Source organism: Streptomyces diversicolor, from assembly GCF_057537855.1.
Genome location: NZ_BAAJXA010000015.1, coordinates 145,937 through 167,583, shown reverse-complemented (window position 1 = coordinate 167,583; position 21,647 = coordinate 145,937). Strand labels below are relative to the sequence as shown.

Below are 21,647 nucleotides of genomic sequence, written 5' to 3'. Positions count from 1 at the left end.
GAGGGTCACTCGCCGGTTAGCGATGTGGCGGAATCGTGCGTGAGCATGACCGGCAGGCGACGCATCCGAAAGCCCCTTCCCCCCGCCCTCCCCCGGCCCGTCAAAGCCGCCGCCCTGTCCGCGTGCGCGCTCGTGGCCTGTGTCTCGCTCGCCGCCGGATGCGGGGTCATCCCGGGCACCGCGGGCGGCTCAGGGGACGACCCGATCAAGGTGATGACCTGGGCACCCCAGGACACCAGCGCCACCAACAAGGCCGGCATGCCCGCCCTGGCCGCGGCCTACGCCCGCTGGATCAACTCACAAGGCGGCATGGGCGGCCGCAAGCTGAAGGTCCTGACCTGCAACGACCACAACAACGCGGTGGGCGCGGCGAAGTGCGCCCGGCGTGCGGTGGACGAGAACGTGGTCGCGGTCGTCGGCTCCTACAGCCAGTTCGGCGACTCCTACTTCGCGCCGCTGGAGGGCGCGGGCATCCCGTACCTGGGCGGCTACGGCGTGACGAACGAGGAGTTCACCAGCGCCCTGTCCTACCCGGTCAACGGCGGCCAGCCGACCCTGATGGCCGGCCTCGGCAGGGCGCTCGCCGACAGCTGCGGCCCCGTCGCCCTGGTACGCCCCGACAGCATCGCCGGCGACCAGCTGCCCGAGCTGATCGACTCCGGGCTGGCCTCGGGCGGTCACGACGCGGCGAAGGACCAGCTCGCGCCCGAGGACGCCACCGAGTACGGCGGCCAGTCCGAGCAGGCGCTCAAGGCGGCGACCGCTGACCCGCTGCACAAGGGGTGCGTGGTGCCCGCGCTCGGCGGCCGCACGGACACCTTCATGGACTCCTTCCGGCGCGCCCGCGGTGACTACCCGGAGGTGCGCACCGCCACCGTGCTCGGCAGCGTCGACCAGAGCGTGATCAACGCGACGGGCGGTGCGAGCGGGCCGTACGAGGGCTCGTACATCACCGGCTGGTACCCGGTGGCCTCCGACAAGCGCTGGGACCCCATGAAGAAGGTGATCAACAAGGAGGCGTTCGGCGACAACCGGATCGACCCCGCGGACGCCGGGGTGCAGACCACGTGGATCGCCTACACCGCGCTGCGGGCCGTCCTGGAGAAGATCGGCGACGGCGAGGTGAGCGCCGACACCGTGCGCCGCACCCTGAACTCCGGGGTCAAGATCGGCACGGGTGGGCTCACCCCCGCCCTCAGCTGGCACCAGCAGGGCCGGGGCAAGCTCGCCTCCGTCGGGCTGTCGCGCCTGGTCAACGCGCAGGTGACCCTCCAGGTGGTGCGCGGGGGCCGACTGGTGGCGGCCAAGGACGGGGGCGCCGTGGACGTCACCAAGACACTGCTGAACGCCAACCTCAGCTGAGCCGGCCGCGCCCGCCGCCCCGGCTCACAGCTGGGTCGGCTGGCGCTGCGTGAGACCGTACGTCTTCGCGATCGCGTTCCACAGCGGCGCCGCCTTGGCCTTCTCCGCGCTCGCGGTGCCGCTGTCCCGGTTGCCCGCCTGGGTCTGGCCGGTGGTGCGGGCCTGCTTCTTCTTGCAGCCGTGCTTCCCAGCGGTCTGGTCCGCCCAGGCCGCGTAGTGGTTGTCGGCCGACGCCGAGGCATGCCACGCCTTGGTGAGCGCGGTGGTCAGCTCGGCGTGGTTCGGCAGCTTGTCCACGGCCAGCCGGGACAGGCGGGTGACCAGCTCGGAGCGCTGCTTGGCCGCGTCCCGCAGGTCCGCGGCGGCCCGGTCCAGGTTCTGGCAGGACTTCACATCGGACACCGCCTTGATCACCGAGGCGCGGCTGCTGCCGCTGTCGGCGAGCAGCTTGTCCAGGGCGACGGCCTGCTGCTCGGCGGGATCGGCGGACGCCGACGGCGACGGCGACTCCTCGTCGGCCGGGGCCGAGGCGGCGACGGTCTTGTTGCGGTCGCCCTGGTCGTCGCCGCCCCCGCCGCTGAGCAGGGCGCCGGCGCCGACCCCGAGGACGATGATGCCGATACCGGCGGCGGCTATGAGCGGCACCCGCGAGCGGGACCGGCCGCCGCGCCCCGCGCGCCCGCCGCCGTCCTGCCCACCGCGCCGTCCGCCGCCCGGGCCCTGCGGGGCGTAGGCGGGCTGCGGCTGCCCGGGGTAGGGGTCCTGCGGCTGCTGGAGGGGCGGCAGCTGCTGGGTGGCCGGGGCCGGTCCCGGACCGGCCGCGGCGCCGCGGAAGAGGTTGTCGAACTCGGCGGGCGGCTGCCGGTCCCCGCCCGGGGCGGCGCCGTACGGGGCGGCCACCGGGGCGATGTACTGCGTGGCCTCCGCGTCGGGATGGGGGGCCGCGGGCCGCGGCTGGTCGGCCCGGCCCAGGAAGCGGGTGTCCTCGGCCGACGTCTCGGGCGGCAGCGCGCCCGGCGCCACCGGCGGTATGTACTGGGTGGCGCCCTCGTCCACCGGAGCCGGCGCGGGGCCGGGTGCGCCGGCGGCGACGGGCGGCAGGAACTGGGTGGCGCCCTCGTCCGCGGCCGGCGGGGCGGCGGCCGGCGGGAGGTACTGCGTCGCGTGGTCCCCGGCGGCCGCGGGCAGCGGGGCCGGGTACGGCTGTGTGCCGCCACCGCCCGCGTACGGCTGCTGCTGCGGGGCGCCGTCCCCCGCGTACGGCCGCTGCGACGCGTCGCCGCCGGGGCCGTACGCCTGGTGCTGCGCGCCGTGCGCGCCGGAGCCGTACGCCGGCTCCTCGGGGGACCGGCCGCCGTACGACGGGGCCGGGGCGCCCTCCGGGGGAAGCGGGCCGGCGCCCGGGGCGGGCGGCTCCTGGGGCGTCCACGGGGCGGGCTGCCCGCCGGGGGCGGCCCATTCCTGGGCGCCGGCCGGAGCCCAGCCCTGGCCGGGCTGGGGAGCGGCGGTCTGCTGCTGGTCGGGGCCCCAGGGCCGGTCCCACGACTGACCGCCGGCCGGAGCGGCGGCCGGGGGGCCGGCAGCCGGGGCGGCCGGCTGGTTCGCGGCCGGCTGCGGGGCGGATCCGCCCGTCATGCCCGGCAGCAGGGGCTCGCCGCCGTCGGAGGGCAGCACGATGCCTTCGCGCGCGGGCTCGCCCTGTCCACTCTGCGTCACCGGGACTCCTACGAATGGGGGACCTTCGGAATCGTCGGCTCACGCTACCGGGTCTCCCGAGCCGGGTGCCACGCAGCTCAGGGCGTGACCTTCTTCCCTGTGACGCCTGTAACAAAACCACCTCGTGGCACGCTGTTTACGGGCACGTCCGCGCGTCGGCGCATCGTTTCCCGCGTGTTCACGCGCCCGGCGGGCCGTCGTTCACACACCGAACGGGCCCTCGTTCACGCCACGGCCGGTGACCGCCTCACGCGGCCTGCTGGAGGTCGAGTCGCGCCCCGAACTCCCGTACCACCGGCTCGTCCCGGAACGGCTCAAGACGCTGCTGGAAGTCCTCCAGATACTCGGCGCCGCGGTTGGACCGCAGCGTCTCCAGCAGTTCGACCGCCTTCAGCCCGGTGTGGCAGGCCAGTTCGACCTCCCGCTGCTGCACCTGGGCCGTGGCGAGCAGCACATAGCCGATGGCCCGCCTGCGCGCCCGCCCCGCGGGGTGCCCGGCCAGCGACTGCTCCGCGTACCGCGCGGCCTCCCCGGCCTGCCCGAGGTCACGGTGGCAGTGCGCCAACTCGTCCGACAGATACGCCTCGTCGAAGTGCGCGATCCACGCCGGGTCGTCCCCGGACTCCGCGTCGGCCGACTCCATGGCAGCGATCGCCCGCCCGGACGCCGTCTGCGTGGCCCGTACGTCGCCCAGCAGCGCGTGCCCACGCGCCTCGGCCGCATGGAACATCGCCTCCACGCGCGGAGTGACGCGGCCCCGCGCCCCCTCCTGGGCCGCCCGCGCCAACTGCGCGATCTCCCGCGGGTTTCCGAGCTGCGCGGCCAGATGGCTCATGGACGCGGCGAGCACATAGCCGCCGTATCCTCGGTCGCCCGCCGCCTGCGCCAGCCGCAGCGACTGGATGTAGTACCGCTGGGCCAGCCCGGGTTGGCCGGTGTCGATGGCCATGTACCCGGCCAGCTCGGTCAGTCGGGCCACCGCGGCGAACAGATCACGGCCGACCGCCTCCCGGTAGGAGCCGGCGAGCAGCCCGGAGACGACACTGTTGAGATAGTGCACGACCACCGGGCGCACATGCCCGCTGCCGTACTGGTGGTCCAAGTCCACGAGCGCCTGGGTCATCGCGCGCACGGCCGCCACGTCCGACTGCCCCACGCGCGCGCCCGCCTGCCGCGCCACCTGCGCGTCCGGCGCCGAGATCAGCCAGTCGCGGCTCGGCTCGACCAGCGCGGACGCCGCCACCGACGAACCGGACAGGAAGTCCCTGCGGCCCACGTCGCTGCGCCACAGCTCACAGACCTGCTCGATGGCCCCCAGCACCGTCGGCGAGAACTGGAGACCGACGCCCGAGGCGAGATTCTTGCCGTTGGCCATCCCGATCTCGTCGATGGTGACCGTACGGCCCAGCTTGCGGCCCAGCGCCTCCGCGATGATCGCCGGAGCGCGTCCGCGCGGCTGCTGCCCGCGCAGCCAACGGGCCACGGACGTCTTGTCGTAGCGCAGGTCGAGGCCGTGCTCGGCGCCGCACATGTTGACCCGGCGGGCCAGCCCGGCGTTCGAGCACCCCGCCTCCTGGATGAGCGCCTGCAACCGTTCGTTCGGCTGCCGCGCGACGAGAGGCCTTGCTGCCATGGCATACCCCCTGCGAACCCTGGAGCGAAAAGATCCAGCTGTGAAGATCAATGCCCCGCCTCATGCCGAAAATGCGGGACATGCACGGATTGCCGGAGTAAAGGCTGGTGCCGGCCCCAGGGGTGGCTACCCCGTCACACCCTGCTTCCTCCCGCGCGCCCCCGCAGATGCACCCATGCGCCCCAGTCGAGGAATCGATGCTCCTCCCCCGCGCGCGGTCCTGTCATCGCACTGGCCGTAACCCGAGGTGGGCGCGGGAGTTGAGTGGGGCGTGGAAGAGACGATCGCTGGCGCCGAAGCCGCCAAGATTCCGACGCAGCGCGGGGCATCGCTGCTGGAAACCGCCGTTCGCTACGCCGAGGAGCGGCACTGGGACGTGGTCCCCGGCACCTGGCTGGAGGCCGCCGACGGGGAACAGCGCTGCTCCTGCGGCAACCCCGTGTGCGCCGCCCCCGGCGCACACCCGGGGCGCGCGGACTGGGCGGCGCAGGCGACCGGGAGCGTGACCGTCGTCCGCCGGATGTGGCAGAAGCAGCCGCGGGCTTCCATCCTGCTGCCGACCGGGCGCAGCTTCGACGCGCTGTCCGTCCCGGAGTCGGCCGGGTTCCTGGCGCTGGCCCGGATGGAACGGATGGGGCTGGCGCTCGGGCCGGTGACGCTCACCCCGGACCGGCGGATGAACTTCTTCGTCCTGCCGGGCGCGGCCCAGAAGCTGCCGGAACTGGTCCGCGGGCTGGGGTGGTCGGTGGGGTCGCTGGATCTGGTCGTGCTGGGCGAACACGCGTATGTGGCTGCGCCGCCTACGCGGTTCGGGTCGCAGGGGGCTGTGCAGTGGGCCTGCCGGCCTACTGTGGCCAATCGGTGGTTGCCGGATGCGGAGGAGTTGATTTCGGCGTTGGCGTATGCGTGCGGTCGGGATCGGTAGCGGGGCGCCTATTCGTCTGCGTGGCTGAGCGGTTTTGGCGTGTGCGGGGGCGTGGGGGGCGTGCGCCTACCCGTCTGCGTGGCTGAGGGATTTTGGCGGGTGCGGGCTCGTGGGGGCTTGTCGCGCAGTTCCCCGCGCCCCCTTGGGGCGGGGCTGAGGTTCTGGGGGCGGTGCGGGCTGTGCGCCTCCTCGTCTGCGTGGCTGAGCGGTTTTGGCGGGTGCGCGGGCGTGGGGGGCGTGCGCCTACCCGTCTGCGTGGCTGAGGGATTTTGGCGGGTGCGGGCTCGTGGGGGCTTGTCGCGCAGTTCCCCGCGCCCCCTTGGGGCGGCTGAGGAGGCTTGGCGGGTGCGGGGGCGTGGGGGCTTGTCGCGCGGTTCACCGCGGCCCTTTGGGGGGTTGCTTCGCCGTAGGGTGCTGGTATGGCGGAGGTAACGGGAGTGGGCGGCGGGGGCGCCGTGTGTGTGCGGGGGCTTTGGAAGCGGTTCGGGCAGCAGGTTGCCGTGGCCGGGGTCGATCTGGAGCTGCCCGCGGGGAAGTTCATCGGGCTGGTGGGGCCCAACGGCGCCGGGAAGACCACCACCTTGTCGATGGTGACCGGGCTGCTCCGGCCCGACCAGGGAAGCGTCGAGGTGGTCGGCCACGACGTGTGGCGGGACCCGGTGGCCGTCAAGGCACGGATCGGCGTGCTCCCTGAGGGGCTGCGGCTGTTCGAGCGGCTTTCGGGGCGCGAACTGCTCGGCTACTCCGGGCGGTTGCGGGGCCTGCCCGGGTCCGAGGTGGACAAGCGGGCCACCCAGCTGCTGGACGTACTCGATCTCGCCGGGGCCCAGCACAAGCTCGTCGTGGACTACTCCACCGGCATGCGCAAGAAGATCGGGCTCGCCGCGGCCCTCCTCCACAACCCCGAAGTCCTCTTCCTGGACGAGCCGTTCGAGGGCGTCGACCCGGTGTCCGCGCAGACCATCCGGGGCGTCCTTGAGCGGTACACGGCCTCCGGCGCCACCGTCGTCTTCTCCTCCCACGTCATGGAACTGGTCGAGTCGCTGTGCGACTGGGTGGCCGTGATGGCGGCGGGCCGCATCCGCGCGACCGGCCCGCTGCCCGAGGTGCGCGGTCGGCACGCCACCCTCCAGGACGCCTTCCTCGAACTGGTCGGCGCACAGGGCCGCGACGCCGGGTCCGACCTGGACTGGCTGGGCGGCGGCGCCCGATGAGCGACGTCACCGCCACCGTCGTACGGCTGAAACTGTCCCTGTTGCGCAACGGGCTCAGGCAGTCCGGCGGCCGGCGGGCCGCCTTCATCGCCTCGGCCGTCATCGCGCTGCTGTTCGCCGCGCTGCTCCTGCTCGGCCTGCTCGCCCTGCGCGGGCACGCCCACGCCGACGCCGTCGCCGTGCTGGGTACGGCCGTGCTCGCGCTGGGCTGGGCCGTGATGCCGCTGTTCTTCCCCAGCGGGGACGAGACGCTGGACCCGACCCGGCTGGTGATGCTGCCGCTGCGCCCCCGCCCGCTGGTGCGGGCCCTGCTGGCGGCCTCGCTGGTCGGTGTCGGCCCGCTGTTCACCCTGCTCCTGCTGGCCGGCTGCGCCCTGTCGGTCGCCCGGGGCGCGGCGGCCTACGGCACCGCCGTCGTCGCGGTCGCCCTCGGGCTGCTGGTGTGCGTGGCCCTCGCCCGGGCCGTGGCCGCCGCGAACGTACGGCTGCTGACCAGCCGGAAGGGCCGCGATCTCGCGGTGCTCAGCGGGCTGGTCATCGCGGTCGGCGCGCAACTGGTCAACTTCGGCGCGCAGCGGCTCGGATCGGCGGGGCTCGGACAGCTGTCCCCGGCCACCGACGTGCTGCGCTGGCTGCCGCCCGCCGCCGCGGTGGGCGCGGTGCACTCGGTCAGCGAACGGTCCTACGGCACGGCCGCCGCCCAACTGCTGCTGACCGCCGCGGCGTCGGTGCTGCTGGTCGCCGTGTGGGCGCGCAGCCTGACCCGGCTGATGACCGCGCCCGACGGCTCCACCCTTCAGACCGCCGACAGCGGTGCCCGCGAACGCGCCTCGATGGGACTCGGGCGGCTGCTGCCCGCGGGCCGCACCGGTACGGTCATGGAACGCTCCCTGCGCTACATCTGGCGCGACCCCAAGACCAAGGCCGCGTGGGTGACCTCGCTCGCCATCGGCCTGATCGTGCCGGTGTTCAACGCGTTGCAGGGCACCGGTTCGGTCTACTTCGCGTGCTTCGCCGCGGGGATGCTCGGCATCCAGATGTACAACCAGTTCGGGCAGGACACCTCGGCGTTCTGGATGGTGGCCGCGACCATCTCGTCCGGCCGGGACGCGTATGTCGAACTGCGTGGCCGTGCGCTGGCGCTGCTGGTGATCACCCTGCCGTACGCCGCCCTCGTGACCGTGCTGACCACGGCCATGCTGGGCGACTGGCCCCGGCTGCCGGAGGCGCTCGGCCTGTCCTTCGCGCTGCTCGGGGCGATGCTGGCGACCGGCGCGTGGACCTCGGCCCGCTTTCCGTACTCCATCCCGCAGGAGGGGTACAAGAACGTGGCGCCCGGGCAGGCCGGCCTCGCCTGGATCTCGATCTTCGGCGGCATGGTCTCGGCGGCCCTGCTGTGCGCGCCGCTCATCGCGCTCACCATCTGGCTGAACGTGAGCGCGGGCGGCGACGACTTCACCTGGCTGCTGCTCCCGGCCGGCGCCGCCTACGGCGCCACGCTCACCCTGCTGGGCCTGCGCCTCGCGGCCCCCCAGACAGCCGCCCGCCTCCCGGAGATCCTGACAGCGGTAAGCAAGGGCTGACCGCCCCCGCGGCGCCTTGGCTGTCCCCCGGTGACCTCCGCCCCCCCGCACCGGCAAACCCCCTGACCGCCCACTCCGCGAGGGGGCCGGGATCAGTTTGCGGTGACTGTGGTCAGGAAGGGTTCGATCGCGGTGCGCCAGGCTTCTGGGCGGTCGTAGTGGACGAAGTGGCCCGCGTCGGCGACCTCCGCGTACTGGCCCTGGGGCAGGACCCGGACCATCTCCTGGGCCTCGGCGCGGCCCAGCTCGCCGTCGAGGCCGCGGACGACCAGGGTGGGGCAGCGGACCTGGGCCAGCTCCTCCCAGTGCGCGTCGTAGACCCACGTCTCGCGGGACTTCAGCATCCGCTCGGGCTCGAAGACGGGCCGCCAGCCGTCGGCGGACTCCTGCATGACCTCGGCGAAGAACGCGCCGCGTGCCGGGTTCGGACGGTCCACCCAGGGATCGTCCTCCCCGAACCACTTGCGTACGTCGGCGAGCGTGGCGAAGGGCACGGGCCAGGACTTGAACCAGTCGGCCCACTCACGCTGCGAGGCCCCGCCCAGCGCGGAGGCCCGCATGTCGCAGATGATCAGCGCCCGCACCAGGTCGGGACGCTTGGCGGCCAGCTGCCAGGCGGTGAGCGCGCCCATGGCATGCCCGATGAGCACGGCCGGGCCGAGACCGAGCTGTTCGAGGGCCGCCTCGGCGTCCTCGATGTACGCCTCACGCGTGTAGGCGACCTGCGGCGGCTTCTCGCTCTGGCCGTGGCCGCGCTGGTCCAGTGCGATGGCCCGATGACGCTCGGAGAGCCAGCGTGCGGTGGCCGCCCAGTGCGAGGCGCGCCCCATCAGGCCGTGCAGTAACAGCACCCCGGGCCCGTGCTCCCGGTCCGTCTTGGGAGGGTCGGCGAACTCCCAGGCGGCCAGACTCACGCCGCCCGCTCCCCTCACGTCGATACGCCGTGCCATGCGCTGGCACCCCCCTAGCTCCGCTCGGACCGTACCGCTGTCCTGCCGTCGTACCGCTGCGTTGCCCAGCTGCCGCCGAAGACGGCCGCAGATTATCGAATGCCTATTCGGAACTGCTGCCTCTGCGGGCAACACCCCTCATTCGAGTGACCCCCGGCGAGGAATGATCGTCGCCACCGAGGGGAGTTCTTACGCGGGAGGCGGACCGCTCGGGGAAAACGGTCCGCGGGGATGACCCTGAGAGCTCGGGGCTCCGGGTCAGCACAGGGGAGGACAGGCCCCGGCGCCGCTTGGCGCCGGGGCCCTCCCCCTGTCTGCGGCACATCCTCCCCACCCCCTGCGGTCATATGCCTCTCGCGACAGCCTCGCACGGGAACCGTCGAAGCGCTGCCATTCGGCGTACCGAATCCTGGATGCGGCACCGCTTCCCCGGCCCCCGGCCGGCGCGTCGGCCACGACAGTCGCCGGCGGACCGGGCAGCGCCCGGGCGCCGCCCGCTCAGCGCTTGGCGACGAACACGTGGGAGGCCACATCCGACTCCAGCTCGGCCGCCTCACCGCTGCTGCCCACGAGCACACCGCCCGCCGACTCGGTCACGCTCACCACCGAACCGGGCTGCACGCCCGCCCGGCGCAGCGTGTACATCAGCTGCGCGTCGGTCTGGATCGGCTCGCCGATACGACGGACGACGACCGTCTTGCCGTCCGCGCCCGGATCGAGGTCCGCGAGCGAGACCATGCCCTCGTCCAGGAACGGGTCGGCCCCGTCCTTCTCGCCCAGCTCCTCCAGGCCCGGGATGGGATTGCCGTACGGCGACTCGGTGGGGTGGCGCAGCAGCTCCAGGACGCGGCGCTCCACCGCCTCGCTCATCACGTGCTCCCAGCGACAAGCCTCCGCGTGCACCTGCTCCCACTCCAGGCCGATCACGTCGACCAGCAGGCACTCCGCGAGGCGGTGCTTGCGCATCACGCGCGTGGCCAGCCTGCGGCCCTCGTCGGTCAGCTCCAGGTGCCGGTCGCTCGCCACCGAGACCAGGCCGTCACGCTCCATGCGCGCCACCGTCTGGCTCACCGTCGGACCGCTCTGGTCGAGCCGCTCGGCGATGCGGGCGCGCATCGGGACCACGCCTTCCTCCTCCAGTTCGAGGATGGTGCGGAGGTACATCTCCGTGGTGTCGATCAGTCCGGACATACGTGCCCCTTGATTACCTGTGCCGGAAGCTCACCGCTCTCCGGCGTGCGCTGGCCCTGGCCTCAATTCTGACGCATACCACTGACAACCGTGCCGCGCCGCCGAAACCACCGGGTGACGAGTGCGTGCGCGGCGCGCCCCGGACCGTGCCACCGCGTATTGACAGCGCACTGGTCCAGACCGCACGGTGATCCGCGACACGGACGCTGCGAAGGGGCACCGCATGAGCGAGGGCACACCGGCCGACCAGTTCTTCGACGCCGCCATCGGCCTGCTGCGACGGGCCCGTGACGAGGAGTCCGCGGCCATCGCAGCCGCCGGCACGCTCCTCGCCGACACCGTCGAGGCCGGCGGCCGGCTGTTCGCCTTCGGCGCAGGCCACTCCTCCCTCGCCGCCCAGGACATCGTCTACCGGGCCGGCGGTCTCGCCCTGATGAACCTGCTTCCCGTCCCCGGAGCGGTCGGCGTCGACGTCGTCCCCGCCACCCTCGGCTCCGCACTCGAACGCGTCGACGGTCTGGCCACCGCCGTCCTTGACACCTCGCCCCTCCGGGCCGGCGACGCCCTCCTGGTCATCTCGCTGTCCGGGCGCAACGCCCTCCCGGTGGAGATGGCGATGCACGCCCGCGCCCTGGGGGCCAGGGTCATCGGCGTGACCTCGGTGGCGTACGCCGCGCAGACCTCCTCCCGGCACGCCTCCGGCACCTTCCTGAAGGACCACTGCGACATCGTCCTCGACTCGAAGATCGCGGTCGGCGACGCGGAACTCACCCTCGACAGCATCCCGGCCCCCTTCGCCCCCGCCTCCACCGTCGTCACCGCGGCCCTGCTCCAGGCGGTCATGGCCACGACGGCACAGGCCCTCGCCGCCCGAGGCACCGAACCACCCTTGCTGCGCTCCGGCAACGTCGACGGCGGCCACGACTGGAACACCCAGATCATGACCGAGTACCAAGACCGAATCTTCTACCACCACTAACAACCCAGGCCGCCCCAAGAGCGCCCCAAAGGGGCGCGAGGAACGGCGCGACCAGCCACAACACACCCGCACCCGACAGACGGCCCCCAAAGGGGCGCGAGGAACGGCGCGACCAACCACAACACACCCGCACCCGACAGACGGCCCCCAAAGGGGCGCGGGGAACGGCGCGAGCAACCACAACGCACCCGCACCCAAACGACGGCCCGTTGAACGGCTCAACCAGCGGAGCTAGCCGCAAGGTCCAGCGCCGCAGCGATCCGGGCCGCCACATCCTCCGCATACGTCGCGTCGACCCGTTCGAAGCCCGCGCGGGCAGCGCCCCGCAGGAACGTCACGACACCCAGCGTGCGCCCCCGGCTGCGCAGCACCGCGCACAGCGCGTGCACACAGTCCCCGGGCCACTGCCGGGCCAGCGCCCACTCCCGGGCCCGCCCCGCGGACACGTCGCCGGCGTCGGCCCGCACCGTCCCGCCCCGCTCGACGCACTGCAGCGCGGGGTGGCCCTCCTCGTAACGCACCGGCAGCCCGGCCGCGCCGGTGAGCAGGCTGGGCCCCGGCGCCCCGGAGGGGGTCGCGGCGATCCGCACCAGCCGCGCCCGTGCCGCACCGGCGTCGCCCGGCGGCGGACCCGCCACCCGGTCGATCAGCGCATGGTCGGCGAAACCGGCGAGCGCGAAGTCGAGGTGGACGGTCGCCGCCTCCGCCGGGTCCTCGCACTCGGCCGCCGCACGGGCCGCCCGGTGCAGCTGGTTGGCGCGGAAGCGCAGCAGCGACGCCTCCTGTTCGCCCTGCTTGGCCTCGGTCACGTCCTGGAACATCCAGCCCACCCCGAGCGGCACCGGCTCCTCCGCGAGCGGCGAGGCGAGCCGCAGGAAGCCGCTGCGCCAGCAGCGCCGCCGCTCGCCCTCCGGGGTGCGCACCGCCACCCACATCTCGGCCGGCGCGGGCGGCGCGCCCTCGGCCAGCACATGGGTGAGCGCGCCCTCCAGCTCCTCCACACCCTGTGCGAGCAGTTCGCCCAGGGGCCGGCCGAGCGCCGACGTACGCCCGATGCCCAGCGCCCGTGCCGCGTGCGCGTTCACGACCGCGGGCCGCAGGTCGGCGTCGACGAGCACGACCCCCCACGCCGCGTCCTCGAACAGCGCCTCGCTCAGCGCGATCGACCGCTCCAGGTCGATCTGCGCGTGCACCTCGCTGAAGGCGCAGTACACGCCGGCCGGCTTGCCGTCCGGCCCGCGCACCGCCGCGGACTGGGTGCGCACCAGGACCCGGCCGCCGTCCTTGGTGACCAGCGCGAACTCATGCACCTGCCGGCCGGGCGCATGCATCGCGGACAGCAGCCGGCCCTCGACCTCCTCGGCGTCGGCGCTACGCACCGCCCAGCCCGCGAACCCCTGCCGCCCCACCGCCTCGGCGGCGGTCCAGCCGAGGATCCGCTCCGCCTCCCGGTTCCAGTGGGTGACCACGCCGTCCGCGTCGAAGGCGCACAGCGCCGCGTCCATCCCGTCCAGCAGCGCGGCGAGCAGATCGGAGCCGCCCGGGTCCTCCGGACCGGATACGCCGGCGCCACCGTCCCGCTCGGGCTCGTCCGGCCCCAGTTCGTCGGTGGTCCCACTACGCCGGGAAGCACTCACCTGGACCCCCTGCAGGCTGCGTCCGCACACACGGCGCGAAAATTCGCTCTCCGCCTTTCATTCAACTCGAACGTGACACAGCACACACTTGGTTCCCGCAAGATTGAAAGAATCGTTGTACACCCGCTACCAGGCTCCCTTCGCCGCAAGGGGGTCGTCAACGCCTCAGAAAATCCCTTGAACACCCGCCGCCCCCTTCTTAAGGTGATCGGTACGTGAGAAAGGAGGTGATCGGGTACATGAGTGAAACCCGGACGCGCGAGGTGGCTGCGGGCTAGCGGCCCGCCACCACACCGAGTGCGGTGCCGGACCAGCGTGGGCAAGCGACACGCAGCCGGCCTAATCCAACGCAGTCACCCGACCCGCGGGCTCGCCGGTACGTCCGGCCGGCTTCTTCGTCGTTCGACGGAGGACCCGAGTCCGCGGGTCGTCTGCGTCTGCGGTAGCGACCGCCGAGGGGAGGGGCGTTACCCTTGGCCCATGCTTGCGATGCTCGTTCGGCGCCGTCATGTGGACTTTCTGCGCGTCACGAGCATGGCGTGTCGGCGCACCGCCTGACCGGCCCCTCACGCCCGTTCCGAACGCGGCTCTTCCGTCTCTTCCCGTCTCTTCCCGCCGAGGCACCCACGGCCGCGCCCACCCTTGACGGCTGCCCGGCCCCGTACACCCCGCGGACGCACCCCCATGACGCATCCCCCGTCGTACGACCACCTGCCCATCATCGATCTGTCGGCCGCCGACCGCGGACCGCAGGCCCGGGCCCTGCTGCGCGCGCAACTGCACAGCGCCGCCCACGACGCCGGCTCCTTCCAGCTCATCGGGCACGGCGTGCCCCGGCCCGAGAGGGAGGCGCTGCTCACTGCGACGCGTGCCTTCTTCGCCCTGCCCGAGGCCGACCGGCTCGCCCTGGACAAGGTCAACTCGCCGCACTTCCGCGGCTACACCGGCGGGGCCGGCCGGCGCGAGGAGTTCGCCATGGGTCCGGAGCGCCCGGCGTGCGCCCCCGGTCCCGGGGAGCCCGCGTACGGGTGGCTTGAGGGCCCCAACCAGTGGCCCGCGGCCCTCCCCGCACTGCGTACCGCCGCCCTCGCCTGGATCGACCGGCTCGGCGGCGTGGCCCGGCGGCTGCTGCGCGCACTGCTCACGGCGATCGGCGCTCCCGCCGGCTTCTACGACCCCGTACTCGGCGACCGCGCCCACCCGCACCTCAGGCTCGTACGCCATCTGGGGAACGCGGGCGGCGACACCTGCCGGGACGGCGGCGCGCACCGGGACCGGGGCTTTCTGACGCTGCTGCTCCAGGACACCGTCGGCGGCTCCCCCGACGCGGTGCCGCTGGACGGCGCCTTCGTCGTCGGCGTAGGCGACCTGCTGGAGGCGGCGACCGACGGCTATCTGGTCGCCGCCGACCCTCAGGTCATGGGCCCCGCCCCGCGCTTCTCCGTCGCGTTCGTCTGCGCCCCGCGGCTGGACGCGCGCGTGGCGCCGCTGCCGTTCCCGTACGCGGGCGCGGCGCCCGGCCTCACCGCCGCCCCGGACGGCCCGCTGCGCGCCGAGTACGGCCACCACGCGCTGAGGGGCGAGCTGCGGGCCCACCCGCGGGTGGCCCGGCGCCACCACGGGAGTCTGCTCGTACCGGCGTGAGGAGCGTCCCGGGGGGACCGCCGGGCCCGGATGGCCGCCGCGCCGCGCCGCTCGCCCTGACCCTCGCCCGGCATGGAGGAGCGCGCCGCGGGCCGTGCCGCGGTCGAACCGGCGCCCGTCGACCCGGCCCTCAGCGGGCGATGGCCTCGTATCCCGCGACCTCGCGGGGGCTGCGCGGTCCGGGCCCCACATAGCGTGCCGAGGGCCGCACCAGGCGTCCCGTCCGCTTCTGCTCCAGGATGTGCGCCGACCATCCCGCGGTCCGGGCGCAGGTGAACATCGAGGTGAACATCTGCGCGGGCACCTCGGCGAAATCCAGCATGATCGCCGCCCAGAACTCGACGTTGGTGGCGAGGACCCGGTCCGGGCGGCGGTTGTGCAGTTCCTCCAGGGCCGCCTTCTCCAGTGCCTCGGCGATCTCGTAGCGCGGCGCGCCCAGCTCACGGGCGGTGCGGCGCAGCACGCGCGCGCGGGGGTCCTCGGCGCGGTACACCCGGTGTCCGAAGCCCATCAGCCGCTCGCCCCGGTCCAGGGCCTGCCTGACGTACGCCTCGGCGTCGCCGGTCCGCTCGATCTCCTCGATCATCCCGAGGACCCGGGAGGGTGCGCCGCCGTGCAGCGGGCCCGACATGGCGCCCACCGCGCCGGACAGCGCGGCGGCCACGTCGGCGCCGGTGGAGGCGATGACGCGGGCGGTGAAGGTGGAGGCGTTCATGCCGTGTTCGGCGGCGGAGGTCCAGTAGGCGTCGACGGCCGCGACATGCTTGGGGTCCGGCTCGCCGCGCCAGCGGATCATGAACCGCTCGACGATCGTCCGCGCCTTGTCGATCTCCCGTTGCGGCACCATCGGCAGGGTCTGGCCGCGTGCCGACTGGGCGACGTAGGACAGGGCCATCACGGCGGCGCGTGCGAGGTCGTCGCGGGCCTGCTCCTCGTCGATGTCGAGCAGCGGTTTCAGTCCCCACACCGGGGCGAGCATGGCGAGCGCCGACTGCACGTCGACCCGGATGTCGCCGGAGTGCACGGGGATCGGGAACGGCTCCGCGGGCGGCAGGCCGGGGTTGAAGGCGCCGTCCACGAGCAGCCCCCATACGTTCCCGAAGGAGACGTGACCCACCAGTTCCTCGATGTCGACGCCCCGGTAGCGCAGGGCGCCGCCCTCCTTGTCCGGTTCGGCGATCTCCGTCTCGAACGCGACGACTCCTTCGAGCCCGGGTACGAAGTCGGACATGGGGCGGCTCCTCGTGGTGTGTACGGCGCGGGACGGGACGCGGCTACCACCACGGTTCCACGGTCGCTCTCAGGACTCGCGGTCCGGGCGGTCACCCCGGCGATGCTCCGGTCGGCCGATGCTCACCCGACCACCGGGGCATCAGCACCATAACCCCGGGTGTCGGCGTTGGGGAGGGTCCGCGGCACTGGGTGCCATACGGGTGCGGACGGGTATGCGGCAGGATGACCGGGTGACCGACCGCGATCCCCTTCTCGATCCCGCCGCCATGCGCAAGCACTACCGGGTGGAAGGTCTTGACGAGACCGACCTGGCCGCGCACCCGATGGACCAGTTCGCCCGCTGGTTCGAGCATGCCGCGCTGGCCGCGGCGCACGGCACGCTCTACGAGCCGAACGCCATGGTCCTCTCCACGGCGGACGCCGAGGGCCGTCCCAGCTCCCGGACGGTCCTGCTGAAGGAGTACGACGAGTACGGCTTCGTCTTCTACACCAACTACGACTCCCGCAAGGCCCGTGAGCTGGCCGCGAACCCGTATGTGTCCGTGGTGTTCCCCTGGCATCCGATCGCCCGCCAGGTCGTCGTCTCGGGTATCGCCCGGCGTACCGGCCGCGACGAGACGGCCGCCTATTTCCGCACCCGTCCGCATGGTTCGCAGCTGGGTGCCTGGGCCAGCGCCCAGTCGTCGGTGATTCCGTCCCGGGCCGGTCTTGAGGCGTCCTACGCCGAGTTGGCCGCCCGCTATCCGGAGGGCGAGCAGGTGCCGGTGCCGCCGAACTGGGGCGGTTTCCGCATCGCGCCGCAGACGGTCGAGTTCTGGCAGGGCCGCGAGAACCGGCTGCACGACCGGCTCCGTTACGTCGCCGAACCGGACGGCTCCTGGCGGCTGGAACGGCTGAGCCCCTGACCGGCCGGCACGCCAGGTACGCCTGGGGACGGTCCCCGCGTCGTCCGGCCTCCGCGGCCCGCCGGCGGTGTGGCGGTGGGGCTGTGTGCGGTGCTCAGGTCAGTGCTTCGTCCAGGAGGATCGTCCACTGGGCGACCACGCGTTCGCGGCGGGCTGTGTCGTCGGTGAGGAGGTTGGCCAGGCCGAGGCCGCGGGCCATGTCGAGCAGGCCCTGCACGGTTTCGCGGACGCCGGGCCGGGACTCGTCGGCGCCGAGCAGTTCCACCGCTATCCGGTGGGTCTCGCGGCCGACGCGGGCCTCCAGTTCGGTCACCCGGGGCCGCAGCTGCTCCTCGTCGCCGGCGGCGACCCACAGGTGCAGGGCGGCGCGGAACAGGGGGCCCGTGTACAGGTCGACGAGGGCGGCGACGACGGCGGGGCGGGCCGCGGCGCCGTCCGGGAACAGGGCGCGCAGGGCGGCTGACCGCTGCTCGGCGACGTATTCGACGGCCGCCGTGAACAGGTCCTCGCGGGTGCGGAAGTGGTGCTGGGCGGCGCCACGGGAGACGCCCGCGCGTTCGGCGACGACCGAGACGGTGGAGCCCGCCCAGCCGTGCTCGGCGAGGCAGGCCACGGCGGCCTCCAGCAGCCGCTGCCGGGTGGCCCGGCTGCGGTCCTGCTTGGGGAGGCGGTCGACTGCGGTCACAGCACCCATGGGGCATCCCGTCGTTCGAGGAAGGCCGTCATCCCCTCCCGGGCCTGCGCGGAGGAGAACAGCCGGGCGGAGAGCGCGGTCAGGTCGGCCGCCGCCCGGTCGAATGTCTCCAGCACCCTAGCCGTGAGCAGGCGCTTCGTCGCGGTCAGGCCCTGGGGCGAGGATCTGCGCAGGCCGTCGAGGACGGGGGTGAGTGCCGCGTCGACGTCGTCCCCGCTGAGGGTGAGCAGGCCGATGCGGGTGGCTTCGGCGGCGTCGAAGCGTTCGCCGGTGAGGTAGTAGCGGGCCAGGGCGCGCGGGTCGGCGCGTGGGAGCACGGGCAGCGAGATGACGGCCGGTGCCACCCCGAGGCGTACCTCGGTGAAGGCGAACGTGGCCCCGGTGGCGGCGGCCGCGATGTCGCAGGCGGCGAGCAGGCCGAGGCCGCCCGCGCGGGCGTGTCCGGTGATCCGGGCGACGACCGGTTTGTCGAGTTCCACGATCTGCCGCAGCAGCGCGACGACGGTGTCGGGGTGGGGCGGGTCGCGCAGGTCGGCGCCGGCGCAGAAGGTGCCGCCGGTGTGGGTGAGGACGACGGCCCGTACGCCGGGGTCGGCGGCGCATTCGGCCAGCGCGTCCGCGAGAGCGCCGACCAGGGCGGCCGACAGGGCGTTGCGGGTGTCGACCGAGTCCAGGCTGACGGTCTCGATGCCCCGCACGCGCGTACGCCCGATCGGCGTCACACCGGCCTCCCGACCGCGCGCGGCCCACGGCGAAGCACCTCACCGAAGCCGGACCGGCACACCTCGTCGACGCAGGTGACGTGCCGTATTCGTGTGCAGGGGCGGAACACGGTCACTCCTCGGGGGCCGGACGGGGCTAATCGGACTGGCTAATAGGACTGGCTGATCGGACTGGCTAATAGGACTTGGGGAGGCCGAGGGTCTGGTGGGAGACGTAGTTGAGGATCATTTCGCGGCTCACCGGGGCGATGCGCGCCACGCGTGCGGCCGTGATCAGCGAGGCGAGGCCGAACTCGCGGGTGAGGCCGTTGCCGCCGAGGGTGTGCACGGCCTGGTCGACGGCCTTCACGCAGGCTTCCCCGGCCGCGTACTTGGCCATGTTGGCGGCCTCGCCGGCGCCGATGTCGTCGCCGGCGTCGTAGAGGTGGGCGGCCTTCTGCGTCATCAGCCGGGCCAGTTCGAGGTCGATGTGCGCCTGCGCGAGGGGGTGCGCGATGGCCTGGTGGGCGCCGATGGGGGTCTGCCAGACGGTGCGGTCACGGGCGTACGCGACGGCCTTGGACAGCGCGTGGCGGCCCATGCCGATCGCGAACGCGGCCGTCATGATCCGTTCCGGGTTGAGCCCGGCGAACAGGTGCAGCAGACCCGCGTCCGCCGCCTCGCCCGCCCCACCCTTCTCGCTCTCCTCACCGATGAGCGCGCCGGCGGGCAGCCGCACATCGTCCAGGGTGAGTTCGAACTGCTTCTCGGCGGCGCTGAGTTCCATGTCGATGGGCCGCCGGGCAAAGCCCTCTGCATCGCGCGGGACGATGAACAGGCAAGGCTTCAGACGGCCCGTTCGGGCATCCTCGGTGCGGGCGACGATCAGTACCGCGTCGGCGATGTCCACCCCGGAGATGAACACCTTGCGTCCTGTCAGCAGCCAGTCGCCGCTTGCGGGGTCGCGGCGCGCGGTGGTGGTGATGCGGTGCGCGTTGGAGCCGGCGTCGGGCTCGGTGATGCCGAAGGCCATGGTGCGGGTGCCGTCGGCGATGCCGGGGAGCCAGGCGCGTCTTTGCTCCTCGGTGCCGAAGCGGGCGATGACGGTGCCGCAGATCGCGGGCGAGACCACCAGCATCAGCAGCGGGCAGCCGGCGGCGCCCAACTCCTCAAGGACGATGGCCAGTTCGGTGATGCCGCCGCCCCCGCCGCCGTATGCCTCCGGCAGGTTGACGCCGAGGTAGCCGAGCTTTCCCGCCTCGGACCACAGTTCGGCGGGGTGGCGGCCCTCGGCGACGGCGCGCGTGAGGTACGCGCGGCCGTAGCGTGCGCCGAGGGCGGCCACGGCGGCCCGCAGCGCCTTGTGCTCTTCGGACTCGATGAGGGCGGTCATGCGGTACCTCCGCGTCGGCTTGTCCGTGACTGCTCGCGCTCCTGGGTTGGTTCGACCACCGCCAGCACCGTGCCCGGCTCCACCTGCTGTCCCGGCCTGGCGTGCAGGGCACTGAGGGTGCCTGGGCCGGGCGCCGCGATCCGGTGCTGCATCTTCATCGCCTCCAGCCAGATCAGGGGCTGTCCCGCCTGTACGGGGGCGCCCTCGGTCAGGCCCTCGGCGATCCGGACGACCGTGCCGGGCATCGGGGCCAGCAGGGAGCCGGGGGCCGGCCGGGCCGTCGGCTCCGGGAACCGGGGCAGGGCCGTCAGGGCGGTGGCGTTGACGTGCACCCGGTCGCCGTAGCGGGCGATCTCGAAGCGCCGCTGTACGCCGTCCACTTCGAGTACGACCGTCCCCGCGTCGGCGCGCACCACCCGCACGCCGTCGGCCGCGAGGCCCTGGCGGGTGTGCCGGTAGCGGACCTCGTGCTCCTCGCCGGCCATCAGATAGCGCTTGGTCTGCGGCTGCGAGGGCAGATTGCGCCAGCCGCCGAACCGGGAACGGCCGTGCGCGTCGGCGAGGGCGGCGGCCAGCGGGGCGTACGGGTCGGGGGCCGGCGCGGTGAGGTCCGCGAGGTGACGGTCGTAGAAGCCGGTGTCCATGCGGGCCGCCGTGAACTCCGGGTGCCGCAGGGACCGTACGAGCAGGTCGCGGTTGGTGACCGGGCCGTGCACGGCCGCCCGCTCCAGGGCGCCGGACAGCCGGCGGATCGCCTCCGCGCGCGTGGGGGCGTGGGCGACGGCCTTGGCGAGCATCGGGTCGTAGTGGACGCCGATGGTGTCGCCGTCGGCGTAGCCGGCGTCGAGGCGGATGCCGTCCGGTACGGCCAGACGGTGCAGGGTGCCGGTCTGCGGCGCCCATTCGCGGGCCGGGTCCTCGGCGTACAGGCGGGCCTCGATCGCATGCCCACGCGCGCGTGGCGGCCGGTCGGCCAGCGCGTGGCCTTCGGCGACGCGGATCTGCTCGGCCACCAGGTCGATGCCGAACACGGCTTCCGTGACCGGGTGTTCGACCTGGAGGCGGGTGTTCATCTCCAGGAAGTGGGCCTTGTGCCCGGCGACCAGGAACTCGACGGTGCCGGCGCCCACATAGGCGACACGGCGGGCGGCACGCTCGGCCAGCCCGTACAGCTCGTCGGTGAGGGCCGGCTCCAGACCGGGCGCGGGGGCCTCCTCGATCACCTTCTGGTGGCGGCGCTGGAGTGAGCAGTCGCGGGTGCCGAGCGTCCACACCGTGCCGTGCGCGTCGGCGAGGATCTGCACCTCGACATGGCGGCCGTCCTCGACGTACGGCTCGACGAAGACCTCGCCGTCCCCGAACGCGCTCGCCGCCTCGGCCCGCGCGGCCTCCAGGGCCGCGTCGAGCCGGTCCAGGTGGCGCACGATCCGCATGCCACGGCCCCCGCCGCCCGCCGCAGCCTTCACCAGCACCGGCAGATCGGCCGCGGTGACCTCGCGCAGCGGCGCGAGACCCATCAGCTCCTTGGCGCGCGTCTTGGAGGCCATCGCCTCGATCGCCTCCGGCGGCGGCCCGATCCAGACCAGGCCGGCGTCGAGCACGGCGCGCGCGAAACCGGCGTTCTCGGCGAGGAAGCCGTAGCCGGGGTGCACGGCGTCCGCGCCGGCGGCCACGGCGGCCTTCACGATCAGGTCGCCCCGCAGATACGTCTCGGCGGGCGCGGCGCCCGCGAGGCGTACCGCGGTGTCGGCCACGCGCGCGTGCAGGGCGTTCTCGTCGGCGTCCGAGTGCACGGCGATGGTCCGGATGCCCAGGTCGCGGCAGGTGCGGAAGATCCGGCAGGCGATCTCGCCCCGGTTGGCCACAAGGACAGAAGTGATCACGGCT

At 73.5% G+C, this 21,647-nt stretch carries 17 protein-coding genes; 7 read left to right on the top strand and 10 right to left on the bottom strand.

The window, feature by feature from the left end; all coding sequences use genetic code 11:
- Positions 1-45 precede the first annotated feature (45 nt).
- The gene (locus AC27LF_RS19760; RefSeq protein WP_479657417.1) at positions 46-1,362 is read left to right on the top strand and encodes an ABC transporter substrate-binding protein; all 1,317 of its coding nucleotides are present in this window, start codon (positions 46-48) and stop codon (positions 1,360-1,362) included.
- 24 nt (positions 1,363-1,386) lie between these two features.
- Here AC27LF_RS19760 and AC27LF_RS19755 read toward each other — a convergent pair whose 3' ends face one another.
- Together AC27LF_RS19755 and AC27LF_RS19750 are read right to left on the bottom strand one after the other, a co-directional pair.
- Positions 1,387-3,078: a hypothetical protein gene (locus tag AC27LF_RS19755; protein ID WP_479657418.1), complete on the bottom strand. Its 1,692-nt coding sequence runs from the start codon at positions 3,076-3,078 to the stop codon at positions 1,387-1,389.
- A gap of 247 nt (positions 3,079-3,325) precedes the next feature.
- Positions 3,326-4,711 (bottom strand): NsdA family TPR-like regulatory protein, encoded by a 1,386-nt coding sequence (locus AC27LF_RS19750; protein WP_404034980.1) that lies wholly within the window; start codon positions 4,709-4,711, stop codon positions 3,326-3,328.
- Positions 4,712-4,982: 271 nt separating this feature from the next.
- Between AC27LF_RS19750 and AC27LF_RS19745 the strand changes: the two genes are divergently transcribed.
- From AC27LF_RS19745 to AC27LF_RS19735, 3 genes are all read left to right on the top strand, one after another.
- On the top strand, positions 4,983-5,636 hold the full coding sequence (locus AC27LF_RS19745) for a bifunctional DNA primase/polymerase (protein WP_479657419.1): 654 nt from the start codon (positions 4,983-4,985) through the stop codon (positions 5,634-5,636).
- 419 nt (positions 5,637-6,055) lie between these two features.
- Complete coding sequence (locus AC27LF_RS19740; protein WP_479657420.1) at positions 6,056-6,850, top strand: ABC transporter ATP-binding protein; 795 nt, start codon at positions 6,056-6,058, stop codon at positions 6,848-6,850.
- Positions 6,847-8,433, top strand: coding sequence for a transporter (locus AC27LF_RS19735; protein ID WP_479657421.1), 1,587 nt, complete (start codon positions 6,847-6,849; stop codon positions 8,431-8,433). Before AC27LF_RS19740 ends, AC27LF_RS19735 begins: the two co-directional genes overlap by 4 nt.
- 92 nt (positions 8,434-8,525) lie before the next feature.
- Here AC27LF_RS19735 and AC27LF_RS19730 read toward each other — a convergent pair whose 3' ends face one another.
- On the bottom strand, positions 8,526-9,383 hold the full coding sequence (locus AC27LF_RS19730; RefSeq protein WP_479657422.1) for an alpha/beta fold hydrolase: 858 nt from the start codon (positions 9,381-9,383) through the stop codon (positions 8,526-8,528).
- 498 nt (positions 9,384-9,881) lie between these two features.
- Positions 9,882-10,574 (bottom strand): iron-dependent transcriptional repressor DtxR, encoded by a 693-nt coding sequence (locus tag AC27LF_RS19725; protein ID WP_351739142.1) that lies wholly within the window; start codon positions 10,572-10,574, stop codon positions 9,882-9,884.
- Between the two features lie 223 nt (positions 10,575-10,797).
- On the opposite strand from AC27LF_RS19725, the gene AC27LF_RS19720 reads away from it, so the two are divergent.
- Positions 10,798-11,553 carry an SIS domain-containing protein gene (locus AC27LF_RS19720; protein WP_479657423.1) on the top strand — a complete coding sequence of 252 codons (756 nt, stop codon included), beginning with the start codon at positions 10,798-10,800 and terminating at the stop codon, positions 11,551-11,553.
- A gap of 218 nt (positions 11,554-11,771) precedes the next feature.
- Here AC27LF_RS19720 and AC27LF_RS19715 read toward each other — a convergent pair whose 3' ends face one another.
- Positions 11,772-13,190 carry a PAS domain-containing protein gene (locus AC27LF_RS19715; protein ID WP_479657424.1) on the bottom strand — a complete coding sequence of 473 codons (1,419 nt, stop codon included), beginning with the start codon at positions 13,188-13,190 and terminating at the stop codon, positions 11,772-11,774.
- 684 nt (positions 13,191-13,874) lie between these two features.
- Between AC27LF_RS19715 and AC27LF_RS19710 the strand changes: the two genes are divergently transcribed.
- Complete coding sequence (locus AC27LF_RS19710) at positions 13,875-14,834, top strand: isopenicillin N synthase family dioxygenase (RefSeq protein ID WP_479657425.1); 960 nt, start codon at positions 13,875-13,877, stop codon at positions 14,832-14,834.
- Positions 14,835-14,964: 130 nt separating this feature from the next.
- Here the strand turns inward: AC27LF_RS19710 and AC27LF_RS19705 are convergent, their stop codons facing one another.
- Positions 14,965-16,065 (bottom strand): citrate synthase 2, encoded by a 1,101-nt coding sequence (locus tag AC27LF_RS19705; RefSeq protein WP_479657426.1) that lies wholly within the window; start codon positions 16,063-16,065, stop codon positions 14,965-14,967.
- Between the two features lie 214 nt (positions 16,066-16,279).
- Here AC27LF_RS19705 and pdxH point away from each other — a divergent pair, with 214 nt between their 5' ends.
- Complete coding sequence (gene pdxH, locus AC27LF_RS19700; RefSeq protein ID WP_479657427.1) at positions 16,280-16,972, top strand: pyridoxamine 5'-phosphate oxidase; 693 nt, start codon at positions 16,280-16,282, stop codon at positions 16,970-16,972.
- A 94-nt stretch (positions 16,973-17,066) separates the two neighbouring features.
- Here the strand turns inward: pdxH and AC27LF_RS19695 are convergent, their stop codons facing one another.
- The 4 genes from AC27LF_RS19695 to AC27LF_RS19680 form a co-directional block, all read right to left on the bottom strand.
- Positions 17,067-17,666: a TetR/AcrR family transcriptional regulator gene (locus AC27LF_RS19695; protein WP_479657428.1), complete on the bottom strand. Its 600-nt coding sequence runs from the start codon at positions 17,664-17,666 to the stop codon at positions 17,067-17,069.
- Positions 17,654-18,388 carry an enoyl-CoA hydratase family protein gene (locus AC27LF_RS19690; protein ID WP_479657429.1) on the bottom strand — a complete coding sequence of 245 codons (735 nt, stop codon included), beginning with the start codon at positions 18,386-18,388 and terminating at the stop codon, positions 17,654-17,656. The genes AC27LF_RS19695 and AC27LF_RS19690 overlap by 13 nt, the downstream gene beginning before the upstream one ends.
- A gap of 175 nt (positions 18,389-18,563) precedes the next feature.
- Positions 18,564-19,760, bottom strand: a complete 1,197-nt coding sequence (locus AC27LF_RS19685; protein WP_479657430.1) for an acyl-CoA dehydrogenase family protein — start codon at positions 19,758-19,760, stop codon at positions 18,564-18,566.
- On the bottom strand, positions 19,757-21,643 hold the full coding sequence (locus tag AC27LF_RS19680; protein ID WP_479657431.1) for an acetyl/propionyl/methylcrotonyl-CoA carboxylase subunit alpha: 1,887 nt from the start codon (positions 21,641-21,643) through the stop codon (positions 19,757-19,759). The genes AC27LF_RS19685 and AC27LF_RS19680 overlap by 4 nt, the downstream gene beginning before the upstream one ends.
- Positions 21,644-21,647 lie beyond the last annotated feature (4 nt).